Source organism: Paenibacillus oleatilyticus, assembly GCF_018998565.1.
Classification (GTDB): Bacteria; Bacillota; Bacilli; order Paenibacillales; family NBRC-103111; genus Paenibacillus_G; species Paenibacillus_G oleatilyticus.
In genome coordinates this window covers 64,841-84,687 of the sequence record NZ_JAHNZO010000034.1, presented here as the reverse complement: position 1 = coordinate 84,687, position 19,847 = coordinate 64,841, and the positions used below count along the sequence as shown (strand labels likewise).

Below are 19,847 nucleotides of genomic sequence, written 5' to 3'. Positions count from 1 at the left end.
TGCCCTTGGCTAACAGTTCCTACTGCCAAGCCTGTAGCGGACTTTCACCGCCTAGTTATCGCCCATGCCGGGCGCACGCAAAAAAGGCCCTCCCGGCGCAATCGTCCGGGAGAGCCTTTTGAAAGGAGACTTATCGTATGGCGGCGAGTACGTCAATGCAGCTGTCCAAGCTGCACCGTCAAGCTTCTCAGGCCATAGACGTTGCTGGACGCCATGTTGATCCGATAAAGCGGGTCAACCGCGATATCCGGGTAAGCTTGAATCAGCGCAGTGAGTGCGGCTTTGGCCTCCAAACGGGAGAGCTGGGAGCCTAAACAGACGTGTATGCCTTTGCCGAAGGCAAGATGCTTATTGTTCCGCCGGTCAAAGACAAGTTCATCCGCACGTTCAAAATGCTCCTCATCCCGGTTCGCGGAACCGATCCAGTACACGATATAGTCGCCCGGCTTCAGATTTTTGCCGCCGATCTCCGTTTCCTGAATGACTTTGCGGATGGATCTTTGAAACGGCGAGCGGTAACGCAGCACTTCTTCGATGGCGGAGGGAATCAATTCGGGCTGCTTGTACAATGTCCCGAACAAACGGTGCTCATGAAAGCTGTAGATGGCGCTCGTGATGAGGCTTGTCGTCGTTTCATTGCCAGCAATCAGGAGAAAGACGCAGTTGGAAAGCAGCTCTTCGGGAGAGAGCTTATATCCGTCCTCTTCCGCCTGAATCAAGTCGGAAATGATATCGTTAGCAGGCTGGCTTCGTTTCACTTCAATAATTTCCTGAAAATAAGACACGAGCCTCGCGCTGGCTTGCATCTGTTTCTCATATACCCGCATGTACTCTTCAGGCGTATTTTCCAGCGGCGCCAACGTCAGTGCACTGCACCATTCTTTGAACTGCGTGCGATCTGAAGATGGTACGCCCAGCAGTTCCGATATGACAATCATCGGCAGGGGCACGGCAAAATCGTGTACGATATCGATCCTGCTGCGATCGCGAATAGACGCCATTAACTCGGTTACAATGGAATCGATGCGCGGAATCCAGGATGCCATCGCGTTCGGCGTAAAGGCTCTGCTGATCAAAGAGCGAGTAATCGTATGTTTGGGCTGATCAAGCCCCATCAAGGTTCCCTTCAAAATATCGGGAATGAGCACGGCATTGGAGAAGTAATCTTTATCCTCCGCGACCCTTTTCACATCATCATACTTAAATACGCTCCATACATCCTGCCCTTCATCATAATGCACCGGTGAAGTTTCCCTCATTTTTTTGTACCAGCCGAAAGGTTCGAATTTCTCTTCATCGGTAGTAAACCCTGTAACTTGATTCAGATCGGGGAAGCTTTCTCTTGTTTTCATTGTCATATTCATTCCTCTCTTTCACAATGGAGAATTTTGTCACGAGCTTAATACTGGCGAAATGTGTCCTTCATCACTTTCTCTTCCAGTGCGATACGGTTGAACAGCGTGAGCAGATGCAGCACGAACAACGGCACAAACACGATCCATGCTTGAGAAATGAGCGCGAATGCGATCAGTTCCGGTATGATGTTCATGTAATAATTCGGATGGCGGACGTGTTTGAATAGCGGGCTTTGCACAAGCTTATGATCTTTGGCGATATACAGCTTAAACGTCCAGAACGGGCCAAGTGTGCGAATAACGTAAACCAAGCTGGCCATGGAGAACGCATACACAATCAGTCCGGCGATCGTCAGCACGTTAAATTGAACGTCATTTACAAAAGCGAATACGATGCAGCTCAAATAAATGAACCCTTGCACAATAATTAACAGCTTGCTGTTGGTTGTTCCGTACTCAATCCCCCCGTGGGCCTTGATCTGCTTCTCGTTGCGGGCGGAAATGAGAGCTGAAGGAACGCGAAGCAAGCATATGGCAAGCAATATAAAACCGATGATCATGCAGTCAGCTCCTTTTGGAATGAAATCAATGGCTCGGAACGGTCAGGATATCGATGATGTCGCCGATCGTACCGCACGCCGCAATGTCGGACGGATTGACGGCCGGTCCGAACTTCGTTTGCAACCGCTGCAGCAATTGCAGCATTAAGATGGAACTCATACCGTATTGGGATAACGGAGCCTGCAACTTCAAGTCATCCGGTTGCACTCCCAGCAAGTCGGCTAGGATATGCAGCACCTCATGCTCAGAATGCTCGGAATGCTCAGGCTTAAACCCGGATTGTGCGGGGCCGTTTACTGCCGGTTCGTTTTCGGGCTGTCCCGCTCCTCCCTTCTCCCCGCTTGCCAAACTGGCGATATCGGTGGGATAGGTTTGGCGCCGATTTCCGATCCAACAGCTCTCCTTGTAGAACGGGTAAGTCGGAAGACTTATTCGCTGCGGTCTTGCTTCACCGTAAATCACCTCCCAATCCACATCGAGTCCCTTCACCCACAGCTCCAGCAATTTATTGTATTTGCGCCGTTTGATCCATTGTTCTACCGCTTCCATCAATTCTTCATCCGCTTTAAATATGGCTATCATTTCTTTGTTTTGCTGCACGAGGCCTTCATGCGCCTCTGCCGCTTCCGCGCCGTGCTCCAAATAAATCTCCAGCTTATTGGCCAGCTCTCCGATGGAAGAAGTGATGAAGCCCGCACGTGCCTCCATCGCTTCCCGTCCTGTCTGAAGCGTATAGGCGATTCTGGCCAGTTGTTCGTCCGCATAATCGCGTTTGCGGAGCTCGTTCAACAATTGTCTTGCCTGTTCTTGCAAGCGCTCTTGCGTTTTGGCCGACAGTACAATAACCGCAGGGTTTTGCGGCGACAGTACGAACGTATTCGATGGCTTCGCGGCGTCCTGCGGAATATATTCCTCCAATATGACATGCGCGTTGGATCCGCCGAATCCGAAGGAGCTGACTCCCGCCCTTCTAGGCATATCGCAGCCGTGCCGATCTTTAAGAGCGGTCCATTCCTGCGTTTCCCGGACGATGTAGAACGGGCTGCCTTCGAGCTGGATATAAGGATTCAGCTTGTCGGCATGCAGACTTTTTACGAGTTTCCTGTGCTTCATCTGCAGTAGTACTTTGATGACTCCGGCAATGCCGGCGGCCATTTCCAAATGACCGATATTCGTCTTTACCGAGCCGATGCCGCAACAAGCAGGCCCCGTCTGCGCGGCGCTGTTCAGGGAACCGAACTGCTGAAGCTGCTGGAATGCCGATTTAAGCGCGTTGATCTCGATCGGATCGCCGAGTGGCGTACCGGTGCCGTGGGCTTCGATGAAGCTGACCGTCGCCGGATCGATATTGGCTTTGGCATACGCGGTTTTCAGCAGGGCCGTCTGCGCCTTTGGATTCGGAGCGGTGAGCGAGCTTGCTTTGCCTCCGTGGTTCGCGCCGGTGCCGCGGATGATGCCGTAAATATGATCCCCGGCAAGCTCGGCATCCTTCAGCTTCTTCAGGACGATCATGCCGACTCCTTCGCCGCGCGCGTAACCGTCCGCTTGTTCCGAAAAAGCTTTGCATCGGCCGTCCTTGCTCAGCATGCCTGCTTTATTCAAACTGATATGCGCATCGAGCGATAAAATGGTGTTCACGCCTCCTGCCACTGCCGCGTCGCAATCGCCGGAGCGGATCGCTGCGACGGCTCGATGAATCGCGACAAGCGAGCTCGAACACGAAGTTTCAATCGGTTCGCTGGGCCCGTGCACATTCAAGAAATAGCTCATTCGGTTCGGGCCGACCGATGGCACGGTCGCCGTAATCGAATAGGCTTCAAGCGCTTCATCTGCTTGGGCCATCAGTACGTTGTAACCGCTGCTGCCAGTGCCGATGAACAGACCCATATCGGTGCCGGACAGGCTTGAAGCCGAGTAACCCGCATCCTCGATCGCTTTCCATACATACATCATCAACAAACGCTGCTGCGGGTCCATAAGATTGGCTTCCCGCGGCGATATGCCGAAAAACAGCGGATCGAATTTGTCGATGTCGGCGATAAATCCGCCCCATTTGACGTTTGTTTTACGCCGTTCCTGATGCGGATCCCCGTAATGCGCCTCCCAATCCCAACGGTCCTTGGGCACTTCGGACATGCAGTCTTTGCCGGCGACAAGATTATCCCAGAACTGGTCCACATCGTCCGCCATCGGGAACCTGGCGCTCATGCCGATAATTGCGATAGGTTCATTTTGGGCCGAAGCGTAATCGGCTAAAGAACCGGCTGCGGGTGCCGCCAACTGCGGGCCAACGTTGGGCCGGTCGGAAGGAGGTCGGTTGAACGCGGTCAACGGCCTCGTTGCGGGTGCCGGACCCGTTGCCGGAACCGCCAATACATCGCTCAGCTTGTTCGGATACTCTTGAACGAGGTATTCGGCAAGCTGGAGAACGGTCGTTCGCTCGAAAAACAACGCCGGCGTAAGCTCCAGCTCGTAAGCCCGATTCATTTGGTTCGCCAGTTCCGTAAACAGGATGGAATCGAAACCGTACTCACTCAGCTCGACAGCCGCATCGATTTCCGACGGTTTGACCTTCAGCATTTTGGCAGCCATCTGCGTTACGGACGACCGGATTTTTTTCGCTAACTTTTCAGTATCGGCTTCGCCGTTGTGAGAAACAGCCGCATGTTCCGCTTCCGGCTCGTGGTCGCCGGGTGGCGATTCTTCCGCCCCGGAATGCGTAAGATCGTCGGGAACCCAATAGCTGTTCCGGGCAAAAGGATAAGTCGGGGCGTGCAGGAGCTTTGGCCTAACATCCCCATACAAGCTGTTCCAGTCTACAGACATACCCTCCTCCCACAATTGCGCAATTCGTTCATGATCCCCGGCGCTGGCGAGTTCGCGAATCAGCGCTACCGCGCCCGGAACGGCAGCCTTCCCGGAAGTTGCGGCGTTGCCTCTCTTCCGCCCGCTTTCCAAATAAAGCTTGAGCTGCTCGACCAGATCACGAACGTCCGCAGCTACAAAAGCGGCTCTGCTGTTCATGGCGCTGCGCCCGGTTTGGAACGTATAAGCGAGATCGGCTAACCGTACGTCCTGATGGGGATTGGACAAATATTGCATGAGCTTGAGCATATACTGCCTAAGCCGCTCATCATTTTTAGCCGATAAGGGAACGATCGCCGCTATCGGGCTAAATGACTCCGGCTCAAGCTGCGCTGGCGGAACGTACTCTTCCATAACAAGATGAGCGTTGCTGCCGTTTGCGCCAAAGGAGCTGATGCCCGCGCGAAGCGGAATCTCCCGTTTTTGCCCGTTTGCAAGCATAGCTTTTCTGGTCCAGGCTTTATGGCCGCGCTCTACATAAAAGGAAGTGGACTCGAAAGGAATAAACGGATTGAGCTCTTCCGCATGCAAGGAAGGAAATATTTCTTTGTGCCTGAATTGCAGCAGCAATTTGGTCAAGCCGGCTATGCCCGCCGCCGCTTCCAAATGCCCGATGCTGGACTTGACGGAGCCGATGGCGCATGACTGCTTATCGGCGCCTGCCGCTCCAAAAACGCGCTCGAGCCCCTGCAGCTCAAGCGGATCGCCTAAAGACGTGCCGGTTCCATGCGCTTCAATATAGCTAATGGTTCCGGGATCGATATGGGCTGCGGCCAATGCGCTTGCAATAACTTCAGATTGGGCGACAGGATCGGGAACCGTAGCTCCTGAAGTTCGCCCGGTATGGTTAAGAGCCGAACCTTTGATCACAGCATAAATCGGGTATCCCTGTTTTTCCGCTTCGGCCACCGTCGTTATAAGGACCGCTCCTACCCCTTCGCCCGGCACATATCCATCGCCGTCCTTCCCGAAGCTGCGGCACTTCCCTTCCGTGGATAAGAACTTGGCTTGTTTAAGGAACACATATTTATGGGGATGAGTAACCAGGTTGACTCCCCCGGAGATGGCATAACGGCACTCCCCCCGCCTGATGCTTTCGCAAGCCAGATGCATGGCCGTCAACGACGACGAGCACATGCTGTCTACTGCCATGGACGGGCCGTGAAAATTCAAATGGTAAGACACCATATTCGGAATGGATGCCGCATTGACGCCGAACGCTGCAGGCTCACCACGCTGCGACAGCTCTGCGCTGAGGAGCTCGTAGTGGCTCCAGAACACCCCTGCAAATACGCCTACGCTCCGGCTGCCTGACGACGCATCGTCATGGCGGTTTCGGTCAATGAGGAAACCGGCGTCTTCACATGCTTCCCATGCGGTTTGCAAAAATAATCTCGACTGCGGGTCCATCATCTCCGCTTGATAAGGTGAAATATGAAAAAACAAAGGATCAAAATCGTCAATTCGGTTCAAAAATCCGCCGTATCTGTAGTAATCGTCGATATTATAGGGCAGGCGTTGATTTTGCCATCTTTCCTTTGGAATGCCCGCGATGCAATCTTTGCCTTCCTTCAGATTGCGATAAAACTCGTCCAGATTGTCGGCTTTGGGATAGCGACCGGCAACGCCAATGACGGCGATGTCTTCCCCATCCGGCTCCCGACGAAGCATGTCCTGGCGGCTTGATTCCTGATGAAACGATACAGGCTGCCCTCCCGTTTCATTGGGATTCGGATTCGGTTCTTCAAGCAACAAGGTTGCCCGCAAATGTTCGCGGATGAGATGGTCTTCCCCGTAAAGTACGGTCAATTGCGGCTTATCTTGAGACAGGATGCGATCAAGCAGGTGCATCCCTTCTTCAGTGGGCAGCAAAGTCAATCCCGAAGAAGCATACATCGCCCGCCGCAGCTTTTCATCGATCTGCATACCCCCTTCCGCCCACAGCGGCCAGTTTATCGTATACGTTCGCCCCGAACGACGGCCCTTATTTACATTCTCGTTGCGCTGAAGCGCCATGCGGTCCATGCAGGCGTTTGCACCCGCGTAGTCGGCTTGCCCCCGATTGCCGAGCACGGCCGATACGGATGAGAACGCGACAAAAAAGTCCAGCTCTTCGTTTTGCAGCGCCTGATCCAAATTCCACATCCCCTGGATTTTGGTCAGCAGCACGTCGTCCAAATCAGAGGCTAATTTGTGTGCGATCAGTTGATCGTTGACTGTGCCTGCACAGTGAAATACCCCTTCAATCCGGCCCCACTGCGCTTTGAGGAAGTTTATAGCCTGCTCAAGCCCGCCGAGCTTCGTTATATTCGCTTGCACGTAGACGGCTTCCGATCCTTTTTCGCGAATCCGTCCAAGCTTCTGTTCGATAGCCGCATCGTGGCCGGATCTGCCGATCAAGGCAAGCTTGACCTTCGTTTGTCCAGCAATATGGTGCGCAAGCCTATATCCCAGCCCCCCCGTTCCGCCCGTGATGATGTATGCGCCACCCGTTTGATACGGGGGTTGCGGCTTCTGGCGAGACGGCTCTGAAAGCGCCGTTTCCTTCAACCGACGAACACAGCGCTGCAATTGATCGCCTCTATACCAAATACTGGCCGTGCCTGCTGAACGGGACAAGGCTTCTCGCTCGATCAGCCCAACTGCTTGCTCGCACGCCGCGGGACCGGACAAGTCCAATTTGATGATCTGGGCGCATAGGTTGGGATATTCCAGAACCGCAGTTCTCAGCAGGCCCTCAAGCCCGAAGGCATCCCCCTCCCGATCGTCGGCGTCCGTGACGATTTGCAGCAGCAGCCCTTCCTGATGCAAATGAAGCTGTTGTTGAACCAAGCTAAACATTGCTGCGAATTTTTGCCGGTACTCCGCCGCCGCATCTGGCATGCCGGATGGAAGCGTAACGACCTGGCTGATGCCCGGTTGTCGCTCGATTCGGGTTTTCCAACTCGCGGATTCGTTGTATAGCACAACGATACGAGGAAGGTTCCCCGATCTTTTCGCTATATATCGCTCATTCGGTTCAGCCTGCATCCACACCGGCTCATAGATAAGCGGACGCCCTGGCTTCGGAGCATGGGGCTGACTTTCCGTTCCCTCTACAGGAGGAGCCTCGCTGCGAATAGGACGTGGATCGGATGAATTTGGGGCGTCGGCGTCCCGAAATGCATGTTCCCAGCTCGTCCGCAAATATTGCGTCAACTTCTCAACCGTCGAATACTCGAACAGCAACGTCGGATACAGAGATGCCTGTACTTTTTGTTCCAACAGCTTCACGAACTCCAACAGCTGGATCGAATCCAATCCAAGCTCATAAAAACCGGCTTGAGGGTCGATCCGTTCGGCGGATGTGGTCAGCACACGAGCGATTTCCCGTTTAAGAAACGCGGCGATCGCTGCTTCGACATCAACGTCGTCGGCGTCGTCCGGTCTCCCCGCCTGGTGGAGCTCCGTCCTGGCTTCATTTGGACCGGGCTGCGGAACGGCTTCGATCAGGCCGGTAATAAGCTGCGGCTGGCGGATGCGCTTCGCTTTCAAATTGCAGAATTCGACCAGCAATTTTCCTTCTTTACTGCAGATGGCTATACTGCGGGAGATCATATCCGCGTCGGTCGACATATCGCTTTCCGCCTGTTCCGTATACGTGTAAATTTGGGCCGGCAGCTTGCCGTAAACGACAAATCTTTCAATCGTAAACGGGATATAAGGCGTGCCCGCCGCCTCCTCCTGAGACGCATTCCGAGCCAGCCTGAAAGACGTTCCGGCGAAGGTAGACCCGTCAAGCAGCGCGGCGTGAGCATAAAATTTATCGAGATGCCGCTCCGCCAGACTGCTTACTTGCAGCTCCATCCATTCATGCCGCCCTTGCCGGTAAACGGTTCCGAGCGTCTTCATAAACGCGAAATGCTCAATGTCGGCTTTGCGGGCAAAAGCGTATACCTCATCCATATCCCACCGATTATCCGCCTGCCGGTCTACAGTCGGAACGGCGGGCCGCTGCTCCGATTCCGTTCCGTTCAGCACATAGAGCTGACACTCCATGTTAACTACAACCGCTGCATCCGCATCCGGGTGATTTTCCGACAGCACTTTGCGGCTTGAAACGGTAATTTCCATGCGGTCTTCTAACCGCGTGAACGCTGCATAAATATCGATGTCAAACTGTTCGGAAGTTACGATAGGCTGCTTGAAGACGACGTTTCTCAGTTCGATGGACTGCGTTCGCAACGCGCTGGCGCTGAGCCTGTATACCATATCCAGCAGGACGACACCCGGCAGTGTGCAGATGCCGTGGACACGATGATGTTGTACGAGATAGTCGCTGTGGCGGAGCCGCTGTAAAAAAGTGTCTGTTGTCGGCAGCTTCATCCTCTAAGCCCTCTCCTTTCTCAAACCTTGATGTAGTCAAAAAAGCCGGCCGCCGATTCTTGAGCCTGTTCCGCCGGATCAGGCCAATGTCTCATCCGGTTGAATTGGACTTCCGGACATGTCAATGGATGTGGAACCATGTGCGAGGCGGGTATCCCCTCATTGCTGACGATGAGATGCGCATTGTTGCCGCCAAGGCCGAAAGCGCTAATGCTCGCGCGCAAAACACCGTCCCCGTCGCCCCACGGCTGATGCGTCTGCACGATGTAGAAAGGCGAATCGTCGAACTGAAAACGCGGATTGGGCCGGTCGCAGTGCAGCGTGGGCGGCAGCTCCCGATGGACGAGCGACAGCAGCACCTTAATGAAGCTGGCCATTCCCGCAGCGCTAAGCAGATGCCCGATATTGCTCTTGACGCTGCCGACGCCGCAAAACTGCCTGACATCCGTATATTTGGCGAAAACGCCGGTCAGTGCTTTCAATTCGAGTGGATCGCCGATCAATGTTCCCGTTCCGTGCGTCTCGATGTAGCTAATGGTTTCCGGATGAATCCCCGCGTCTTGAATCGCTTGCTCCAGCAGCTCCTTCTGCGCTTCCGGATTCGGCGTCGTAATGCCCATCGTATGCCCGTCGTTATTGACGGCGCTGCCGTCAATTACGCCGTATATGCGGTCATTGTCCGCAATCGCTCTGCTTAGCGGCTTCAGCAGAACGACCCCGCACCCTTCCCCGAGTCCGATGCCGTCGGCGTCCGCGCTGAACGTCTTGCAGCGCGCATCCGGCGACAATACGCCAGCGGCGCCCAGCACCTCGAAAGGCGCCTCATCCAGCAAGATGTCGACTCCCCCGGCGAAGGCCAGAACGCATTCGCCGTTTTGGATGCTTTTCACCGCCAGATGAATAGCTGTCAGCGAGCTGGAGCATGCGGTGTCAATGACCATGTTGGGTCCTTTTAAGTTATAAAAATGAGACAGGTGAGCCGCGATGAAGTTTTGTCCGATGCCGACTACCGTTTCTTTGCCGTACGTATCCAATTTGGAAGAAAAGTTGCCTGTTCTGGCTCCCACAAACACTCCCGTCTGCGTGTTCCACAGCTCCTTCTTCCCATATCCGGCATCCGCTGCCGCTTCTACACTCACTTCAAGCAGCTGGCGTTGCAGCGGGTCCAACTGCACGGCCTGCGCCTCGCTTATACCGAAATAGGCCGGATCGAATTGCTCGATATCGTCAAGGAACGCCCCCATTCTTTCGGCGCTATTGGCTCGTCCTGCTCTGGTTGTCAAGCGCCGTCTGGAAGCCGGCATTTCTTTCATGCTATCCTTCCCTTGCTTCAGGTTAGACCAAAATTGCTGCGGATTGGCGGCATCCGGGAAATGGCAGCCGATACCGATAACGGCGACTTTATTAGCAGCTTCTTCAGGCGACCAGCCGGCGAACTTTCCGGATTGCGGGTGCACCGATTCATGCTGCGGATGCCGGTCGGAGAGCTCGCCGCGTGCTGCCGCCACGAAATGCTCCGATGAAGCAAACAGAGCCGTCAGCTCTGCCGGATAAGCGCGGACGAAATGATTCGCCAGCTGCCCCAGTGTCGGATGCTCCAGAATAATGGACGGATCGACGGACACGCCTGCCAAATGGCGATCCATCGTAACAATGACCTGAGCCAGCAGGATAGAATCCATGCCGTATTGCTGAAAGGGCGTATCCGCATCGATCCTCGAAGCGTCTATTTTCAGCTCTTGAGCCAATAAGTCATGCAGCCAAGCCAATGTGCGGCCGTGCAGCCAGTCATGGCTCCGGGTCGGGTTTACGCTTGCAGCGGTCGGCCGCTCTCTGGAGGCGGATGGAGCGCTGTGGTTGCTTTTGCGGCTCAACCCTATGTCTAGCCCGGCAGCTTCCCTGTCCAGCACAGCCGGAAGCACAACCGGACCCATTCCTCCCGCCACAATCCGGTCCAACAGCTGCAGCCCTTCGGCATCGGTAAGGGCGAGCAGTCCTGTCTGTTTATAAGCAGCGCCTACCACTTCGCCAAAGCCGGTCTCTTTCCAACTGGGCCACTGGATGCTGACGATCGGACAATCGCCTGCCCGGGCTTCCGCAAAATAATCCATGTACGCATTGGCCATGGCGTAATCGCTTTGCCCGACAGCGAGCGCCGGAATGACGGACGATACGGAAGAAAACAGCGCAAAAAAGAGCAAAGGCTCATGAAGGAGCGCATCGTAAAGCACATGAAGCCCGCGCACCTTAGGGTCCATGACTCTCTGCACAGAAGGCGCGGTCTTGCGGATAAATGCAGGATTTGCTCCATCGACCAGGCCGGCGCAGTGAATCAGTCCTCCGACGGGACCGAGTGTGCGGCGAATATGATCCACCGCCTCCCGGACGTCCTTCTCGCTGGTCAGATCGATCGACAAAACTTGCACCTGCACGCCTTGACTTTCCAGCTCCATGACGGATTTGATTTTCTCGGCCACATCGGATCGTTGTTCCGCACGCTGGGCACGTTCCGCATACAGGCCCCATTGTTCCCGAGGGGGAAGCGGCTCCCGCCCGCTTAGCACCAAGCGCGTAATCCCGTGCTTCTGCACAAAGTGCCGGGCGCACAGCAGGCCAAGCCCTCGGGTGCCCCCGGTAATCCAAAGCGCCTGATCGCGCGGAAACGGGCCGGCTATCCCGGATGAGCTGCGGATCTCATCCGCTTCGCTTAAATAAGAGCTCCAGCGCTGCCCGTCCCGGTAGCACACTTCCGGGTCCCTGCTGTCGCTCAGGAACTCATCCGCAATTTGCCGGGCCAACCGTGCGGCCGGCGTCCCCGGCTCCACATCCATATGCCTCGAACGAAGGCGGCTGTATTCGCTTTGCAGCATCCGGTACAGCCCGGCGCGCCCCGCCCCTCGAAGTTGAACGGTGGCATTCTTGAACGATTCCAGACCTCTCGTAACAAACAGCAGTGTCGCATCGTCCCGTTTGTTCGTTTCGATCCACCGCTGCAGCCACATTAGCCAGCCATGGTGAACCGTTGCTTCCCCGTATTCCCCGGCCCCCGTTTCCACTGCACAGCCCGTTAAATCGATAACCCCGATCAATCGGGACAACAGGTCATCGGACAGATAGGACGGAAGCTCGTCTTCTTCCCAAATCACGGACTCTGCCAAATAACGCGCCAGCTCCGAGGCCAGCGCCCCGTTTTCTTTTGCCGTCACAATGGCAATTGTTCCTTGGATGTCTCTGGCTTTGCCCGCGGAGGATAGCTGCCAGCGCTTGTGCAGGAACGTCATCGTACGGGCTGGCGCCAAAGGGGAATGAACTGCATGCTGCGACCCATCGTCTGCCTCCGAGCTGCCGCCTGGAATGGGGCCGATCTGAGGGGCCCAGCAGCGCTCTTTGGCGAAAGGATAAGGAGGCAGACTGACGCGCCGCGGAACGCTTTCCGCGTAGAGCGGACTCCAGTCCACTTGCAGCCCTTTCACCCACAGCTCCAGCAGCTTGCCGTAAGCCCGCTGATCAAACCATGCGCGGACAACTTCGTTCCACGCTTCATCCGATGCCAATAATGACATCGTCTCTTTATGAGCCTTCACTTGCCCCCGATAGATCCCCTCCACGCCCTGGATATTTCCTGAAATAAACGCTTGAAGCTTCTCCTGCAGTTCTGCGGCGGAATGAACAAGGCATCCAAGCCGCTCCTCCATCGCTTCCCTGCCGGTCTGCAAAGTAAAAGCAATGTCCGTTAACCGGTATGCCGAATCGCTGTTCCCGTTCAGCAGAGCGCCAAGCAGCTGCTTCGCCCGTTCCTGCAAGCGTTCCTCCGTCTTCGCAGACAGCACAATGACGGCCGGCCCGCGAGGCGCGGATGACAATGCCGGTCCCTTGACTTCGCTAGGCCTATACTCCTCAATGATCAAATGGGCGTTGGCTCCGCCCGCACCGAAAGAGGAAATGCCCGCCCTGCGCGGGCCTTCCTCCATATTCCCGTTCCGCTCGATTTCCGGCCTTTTCCATTCCTTCAACTGTCGCTGCACAACGAAGGGCGTCGCGCCAAAATCGATGTTTGGATTCAACGTATGGGCGTGAATCGACGGCACCAACAGCCGATGCTTCATCTGCAAAAGCACCTTCGTCAATCCGGCGATGCCGGCCGCGCTTTCGCAATGTCCGATATTGGATTTAACCGAACCGATCGCGCAAAACTCCCGGTCCGCGGTATACGCCGCAAACGCCTTGGACAGCCCCGTGATTTCGATCGGGTCTCCAAGCGACGTCCCCGTCCCGTGAGCTTCCATATAGCTGATGCTTCTCGGATCGATGCCGGATTTGGCAATGGCTCTCCCGATGACGCCGGACTGGGCGCTCGGGTTCGGAACGGTATAACCGTTTGTTTTGCCGCCGTGATTGATCGCGGAGGCCTTGATGACTCCGTAAATGTGATCCCCGTCCGCTACGGCTTTGGATAGCGGTTTCAGAATAACCGCCCCCACGCCTTCGCCGGGCACATATCCGTCGCCGCCCGAGCCGAAGCTTTCGCAGCGGCCCTTGCTGGACAGGAAGCCGCCCTGATTCAGCATAATGTATTTGTTCGGATGCACCGAAATGTTCACGCCGCCAGCGACGGCCGCCTCGCACTCCTCATTCTGCAAGCTCTGGCAGGCAAGATGGATTGCGGTCAAAGAGGAAGAACACATCGTATCGACAGCCATGCTCGGCCCGTGAAAATTGCAGAAATAAGAAACCCGGTTCGCGATGGATGCCGGGTTGCCGCTGAGCGCAACAGGCTTATGCCCCAATGCCTGCGCCTGGGCGCCGTAGAGCTGGTATTCCTCGTACATGACGCCGACATAGACGCCGACGCGGTTTCCGAACTCGCCGTTCCTTTGTTCCCCCAGAGTATCCTTTGTATACCCCGCATCTTCCAAAGCTTCGTACACCGTTTGCAGAAACAGCCGCTCCTGCGGGTCCATCAGCTCCGCCTCTTTGGGGGAAATATTGAAAAACAGCGGGTCAAAGCAATCGACATCGTCCAAAAATCCGCCCCATCTGCTGCCGCCTTGATTCGCCCGGCCTTCGGCTTTGCCTGCATACAGGCGGTAATCCCAGCGATCCTGCGGAATTTCCGTTATACAGTCTCGGGCATTTGTTAAATTGCTCCAAAATTGTTCCAGATTATTGGCTTGCGGATAGCGGCCCGCGAGGCCGATGATAGCTATATCCGTTGACGGCTTGGCGGATGGGCCGACGGCAGCGGATGCGGATGCGAACCTATGCCCCGCCTTCGTATGAGACGTGGGTTTGACGATGTCGGCAGTGATGACGTTCCCGTTCGAAGCGATCGAGGCATGCGTTTCGCCCGACGGTATGCCAAGCAGTTCGATCAGCCGTTCCCGATGAGACTTTACAAAATAGCGTGCTAACGCTCCAATGGTCTGATACTCAAACAACAATGTTTTCGATAAGGTGCCGAAGCCGGATTCCAGCTGCTTGGTCAGCTGCATGACCATGATCGAGTCGATTCCGTAGTTCTCCATCGGGGCATCGGGTTCGATTTGATTTGACGGCAGCTTGAGCACGGAGGCCAGCGCCTGTCTCAAATAACTTGCCGTCTGTTCCGTCAGCGATCGTTCCGACATTTCCGCACCCTGTCGCGGACGTTCCTCGCCTTGGACCTGAATTTGCCGCCCGAATTTGCCGGGATAAGCGTTCATCAGGCGCTTTGCAATGTTATGCAGCGTACAGTATTCAATGAAGAACGCAGAGGTCAGCTCCAACCGGAATTGCCGGTTCATCATGCTTGCCAGCTCCGCCAGCATCGTCTGGTCAAATCCGTATTCCGCAAACTCAACGTCCTTGTCCAATTTCTCCGGGGCGACATGGAGGATGCTCGCAGCCATATGCGTCAAAGAGTGCAGCAGGTCCGGCTTCGTTACATCGCCCGCAGCAGGCCCGGAAGCGGCTCTTTCTTGCCGGGTTCCATGGCCGTGCCATCTCGCCAGCAATTCCTCCTTGAGCCGGGATGTGCGTCCGTGAACGACTGTCATTTGGCAGTCGTCCGAATGGAACGCCCGGTAAAACATGTCGAGGCCCGCTTCCGTCGTCATCGCTTTCATCCCGACGCTGTGCAGCAGCAGTTGCTCCGCATTCGCTTCCAGGCGCATGCCGCCTTCCTGCCAGAGCGGCCAATTCAACGCCAGCGTTTTCCCATGGCGCCGTCCGGACGCCGTTAGCTCGCTTCTGTACTGCGCGTAGCTGTCCATGAAGGCATTGGCTGCCGCATAGTCGGCTTGCCCCGGATTGCCGAACATGCCGGCCAGCGAAGAAAAGAGAACGAAGAAATCAAGCTGCATATCCCGGCTCGCTTCATCCAAATGAACGGTGCCGCATACTTTGGGCGCCAGCACTTCTTCCGCTTCGGCTTCCCGTTTTTTCAGGATAAAATTGTCCCTTACGATTCCCGCACTGTGAATAATGCCGTTAAGCTTGCCGTAGTTTTGTCGGATGTGCTTCATAAGGTCCGATACCGCCTGCCGATCCGCTACATCAGACTGCCGGTACACCATTTGGGCGCCGGCTTGCTCCAGTTTATTCAGCTCTTGGAGCTTATCGCCGCTTAGCTCCGATCTGCCGGTTAGAATCAGCACCGGCCTGTGCGCTTTCGCAGCGATTTCCCTTGCAAAAATAAGTCCGAGTCCGCCCGTTCCGCCCGTTATCAAATAAACGCCGCCATCTCTCCAAGGCATGTCAGTCCGCTTCCCTACCAATGGGAGTTCGTTCCATGACTTCTCATACCGTTTGCCCGCGCTATAGCGGATATGCATTTCGGCTGCCGTACCGTTTTCTTTCAATAGGGCGGCAATCTGGCTGGCATTCATTCCCGGATCGACTTCAATCAACTGGGCGGACAGCTTCGGATTTTCAAGAACAGCCGTTCGCAATAGCCCCGAAAGCGCCGATAACAAATGCAGCTGCCCCTCGTTCGCTACTACCGTCTGGATCAAAATTTTGCCATCTGCTCCATCCGCGTTATGGCCGATCAGCCGCCGAATTTCGCCAAACGCCCGCAAAGCGGCCGAGCGGAATCGTTGCTCTATCCCGCTGTGTTCCGGATGCTGGGGTACCCCCTCTTCTAAAGCCAGTGCGATGCATGCCGCGCCGCCGTTCATTTCGACGGCAATTTGGTCTTTCAGATCGGCATAAGGTTCGCACAGCATGACGATGTGCCGGTCATAAGCAGAAGCGGGAGCGCCGGGTTGCGAGTCCCGCTCAATCCATTCAGGCGCCAGCAGCAGCGTATTTTCGGCAGAAAGTCTCATCGCCGCATCGTGTTCGCCCTCCAATATCCGGCTGCTGACCCCTTGCATGCGCACGCAAATGACGCCCCCATCGTCGCAAATGTCGATGTCCAGCTTTTGCAGCGTATCTGGGCTGCGGCTGCCTTCACTGTACCGGACATACGCCCATATCGAGGACGCGCAGGGACGAAACACATCAAGCCGTTCCAGGGCAAATGGCACCGCGGGCTGTTTCATGGGCAAGCCTTCATGTCCGGTTCCCAGCCATAAGCCGATAGACGCTTGGAGAGCGGCATCTATGGTGGCGGGATGCAGGACGTACCGGGCTTGATCGTCCTCCAGAGCGGAATGGAGCTTCAAGGAGGCAAGCGCTTCGTCCTGCCCTACATACACCGTATCCAGTGCCTGATGAAAGTGACCGTAATGCAGCCCCAGCTCGTCATAAGCTTGATAGCAAGCTTCCTTAGAAACGGTATTCAGGCTACAGCGGGACCGCACTTCCGCCAAATCGACGGACAGCGAATCTGCGTTTTCTGCGTATTCCAAAATCACTGCACTGCCGAAGCTGGATAGAACGGGTTCCTCGGCCTGTTGACTGCAATCCCGCGCAAATATCTCGTAACGGATTTCTCCATCGTCTTCGCCGGGCCGGATTGCGATGTTCACTTCTAACGGCTCGTCCTCCAGGCCGATAGGCCTCGTCCATGCAATCTGTCGGAGTGAGACGACGGACCGTTCCGGCGCCAGCCCGCCCAACGCATTCTCCACGGCGACCCGCGCCATCTCAAGATGGGCCGCTGCCGGCAATACTTTCTTACCTTTCACCACATGGTCTGCAAGGAAAAACTCGTTCCCCGTAAAGGTTGAAGCATACTTCTGCTCCATTAAATCCGAAATATTCCGATGCAGCAGCGGGTGAAGATAGGAACCGCCGACTGCGGACGCTGCGCCCGAATACGGCGAGAGGGCTGCTTTCTTCTCATATTCCGGCACCCAGCAGCGCTCTCTGGCAAAAGGATACGTCGGCAAACTGATGCGTTTGCGCGCGCCATCTTGATGGAGTATCGTCCAATCCAAACGCAGCCCGTTCACCCACAGCTCAAGCAGCTTGCCGTACTTTCCTTTTCGAACCCACTGCGCAATGGTGCCCTGCATATCGTCGTCAGACGACAGCAGAAGCAGGGGCTCTTGACCGCTCTTCGCTTGTCCGCTGTAGATGCCTTCGAGGCTGGTCCCGCCTTCCATAAAATGTTCCAGCTTCTCCATCAAATCCGCTATGGATTCGACCAGCATACCGAGCCGCGCTTCCATCGCTTCCCGCCCTGTCTGCAGCGTATAGGCCATGTCCGCCAAATGGCGGTCGGCATAGCGCTGCTCCCGCAGGGCGGCAAGCAGCCGGCTGGCCAATGCGCGCAGCCGCTCCTCATTTCTCGCGGACAGCACGATAATTGCCGGACGGTCCGACGGGGCAGGAGCGGAAGAAGCTGCCGGCTCGCCCGGCACATACTCCTCGATGACGACATGAGCGTTCGAGCCGCCTGCGCCGAATGATGAAATGCCCGCGATCCGCGGCGCTTCTATCATGACTCCGTCGATCTTGACCGCAGGTCTCTCCCAGTCGCCCAGCTTCTGCTGGACAACAAAAGGAGTTTGATCGAAGTCGATATTCGCGTTGGTCCGCTGCGCATGGATGGACGGAACAAGCTGCCTGTATTTCATCTGCAAAAGCACTTTGGTGACGCCGGCAATGCCCGCAGCGCTTTCGCAGTGGCCGATATTCGATTTGGCCGAGCCGATGGCGCAGAAGCCCTTATCCTGCGTGTACGCTCTGAAAGCTTTGGTCAGGCCGGCAATTTCAATCGGATCGCCAAGCGAAGTGCCGGTGCCGTGAGCCTCGATATAACTGATGCTGCGCGGATGAATGCCGGCCTCTTGGATCGCTTTGCTAATGACACCCGCTTGCCGGTTAGGGTTAGGGACGGTATATCCGTTCGTCTTGCCGCCGTGGTTGACGGCCGTCCCCTTAATTACGCCATAGATCCGGTCCCCATCGGCAATTGCCTTGGCGAGAGGCTTGAGCAGAACGGCCCCCACTCCCTCGCCCGGCACGTAACCGTCGCCGCCTTCCCCGAAGCTTTCGCACCTGCCTTTGCTCGACAAGAACCCGCCTTGCGTCAGCATCACGTATTTATTCGGATGCACCGAGACGTTGACGCCTCCTGCGACCGCTACCGCACATTCTCCTTTTTGCAAGCTTTGGCATGCCAGATGAATGGCGGTGAGGGATGAGGAGCACATCGTATCTACGACCATGCTGGGGCCGTGGAAATTGCAAAAATAGGAGACGCGATTAGCGATCGAAGCCGGGTTACCATTCAGCGCGAACGGTTCTTTGCCCGTCAGTTGGGCTTCTGCGCCGTACAGCTGATATTCCTGATACATGACGCCGACAAATACCCCTGCGCTGCCTGCCGACTCCGTTCCCGGCGGGCCGGCCACCGTTTCCCGCGTATACCCTGCGTCTTCAAGCGTTTCATACACGCATTCCAGGAAAAGACGCTCCTGCGGATCAATCCGTTCCGCTTCCCTAGGAGAAATATGGAAAAAGAGTGGATCAAACCGATCGACGCCTTCCAGAAATCCGCCCCGTCTGCCGGAAGGCGCGCCTGCCCCGCCCTGCCGCTCGCCGGCATGAATCCGATCATTCCAGCGGCTCTGCGGAATTTCCGTAATGCAGTCTTTGCCGTTTTTCAAATTATCCCAATACTCATGAATATTGGTTGCCCCCGGGTAACGTCCGGACAGACCGATGATCGCAATTTCGGGCGATTGCTGCGCGGCCGTAGAAGAAACAGCCGTAGAAGCTGCCGATTGCGCAGGGACTGTTTCTGCCAAGCGTCTGCCTTTGGCCGGTTGTCTGAAGCGCTCCTTCTTCCCGCTTTCAGAGTGCCGGTCTGGCGCGGCGCTCCTGTCCGGGGCCGGGCTGCCCGGCGCGCCGACGGGCGTGCCGAGCAGCTCTGTCAGCTTGCTGTGGTGGGAACGCAAAAAATATCCGGTCAAATCCTGAATATGGTGATATTCGAAAAACAACGTTTTCGGCAGTGGTCCGAAGACCGTTTCCAGTTGATCCGTCAGCTTCATGACCATAACGGAATCGATCCCGTATTGCTCCAGCGGGGCGTCCGCTTCGATTTGCCGCTCTGGCAGCATGATGACGGCCGCAAGCAGCTTTTTGAGATAGCGAACCGCACGTTCCCGAAGAACCTCATCTTCTCCCTGCTCCGGTTCAGCGGGAACGCTGCGTCTGTCATCGGCTGCGGACAGCAGGGATTGGAGCTGCTCCGAAGCGTTTTCATGACTGATTCGACCTTGTTTAATCTGGTTGTATAGAAGTGACAGTTGCTCTTTCATCGGT

Annotated in this window: 3 protein-coding genes and 3 pseudogenes; all 6 read right to left on the bottom strand. The window is 55.8% G+C overall.

Translation table 11 applies throughout. The features are described 5' to 3' along the window. Window positions 1–152 precede the first annotated feature (152 nt). The 6 genes and pseudogenes from KQX66_RS30720 to KQX66_RS30705 all read right to left on the bottom strand — a co-directional run bounded on the left by KQX66_RS30720 (window position 153) and on the right by KQX66_RS30705 (window position 19,843). Window positions 153–1,358 (bottom strand): cytochrome P450, encoded by a 1,206-nt coding sequence (locus tag KQX66_RS30720; protein ID WP_216797212.1) that lies wholly within the window; start codon window positions 1,356–1,358, stop codon window positions 153–155. A 41-nt stretch (window positions 1,359–1,399) separates the two neighbouring features. Next, window positions 1,400–1,915, bottom strand: coding sequence for an isoprenylcysteine carboxylmethyltransferase family protein (locus KQX66_RS30715; RefSeq protein WP_216797201.1), 516 nt, complete (start codon window positions 1,913–1,915; stop codon window positions 1,400–1,402). Between the two features lie 25 nt (window positions 1,916–1,940). Continuing rightward, window positions 1,941–2,144, bottom strand: a pseudogene (locus KQX66_RS38760) (acyl carrier protein); the annotation flags it as partial. Between the two features lie 159 nt (window positions 2,145–2,303). Further along, a pseudogene (locus KQX66_RS38755) lies at window positions 2,304–4,145 on the bottom strand (type I polyketide synthase); the annotation flags it as partial. A gap of 237 nt (window positions 4,146–4,382) precedes the next feature. Continuing rightward, window positions 4,383–9,146: pseudogene (locus tag KQX66_RS30710) on the bottom strand (SDR family NAD(P)-dependent oxidoreductase); the annotation flags it as partial. A 20-nt stretch (window positions 9,147–9,166) separates the two neighbouring features. Then, entirely contained in the window at window positions 9,167–19,843 is a 10,677-nt protein-coding gene (locus KQX66_RS30705) for an SDR family NAD(P)-dependent oxidoreductase (RefSeq protein WP_216797199.1), read from the bottom strand. Between the last annotated feature and the right edge of the window lie 4 nt (window positions 19,844–19,847).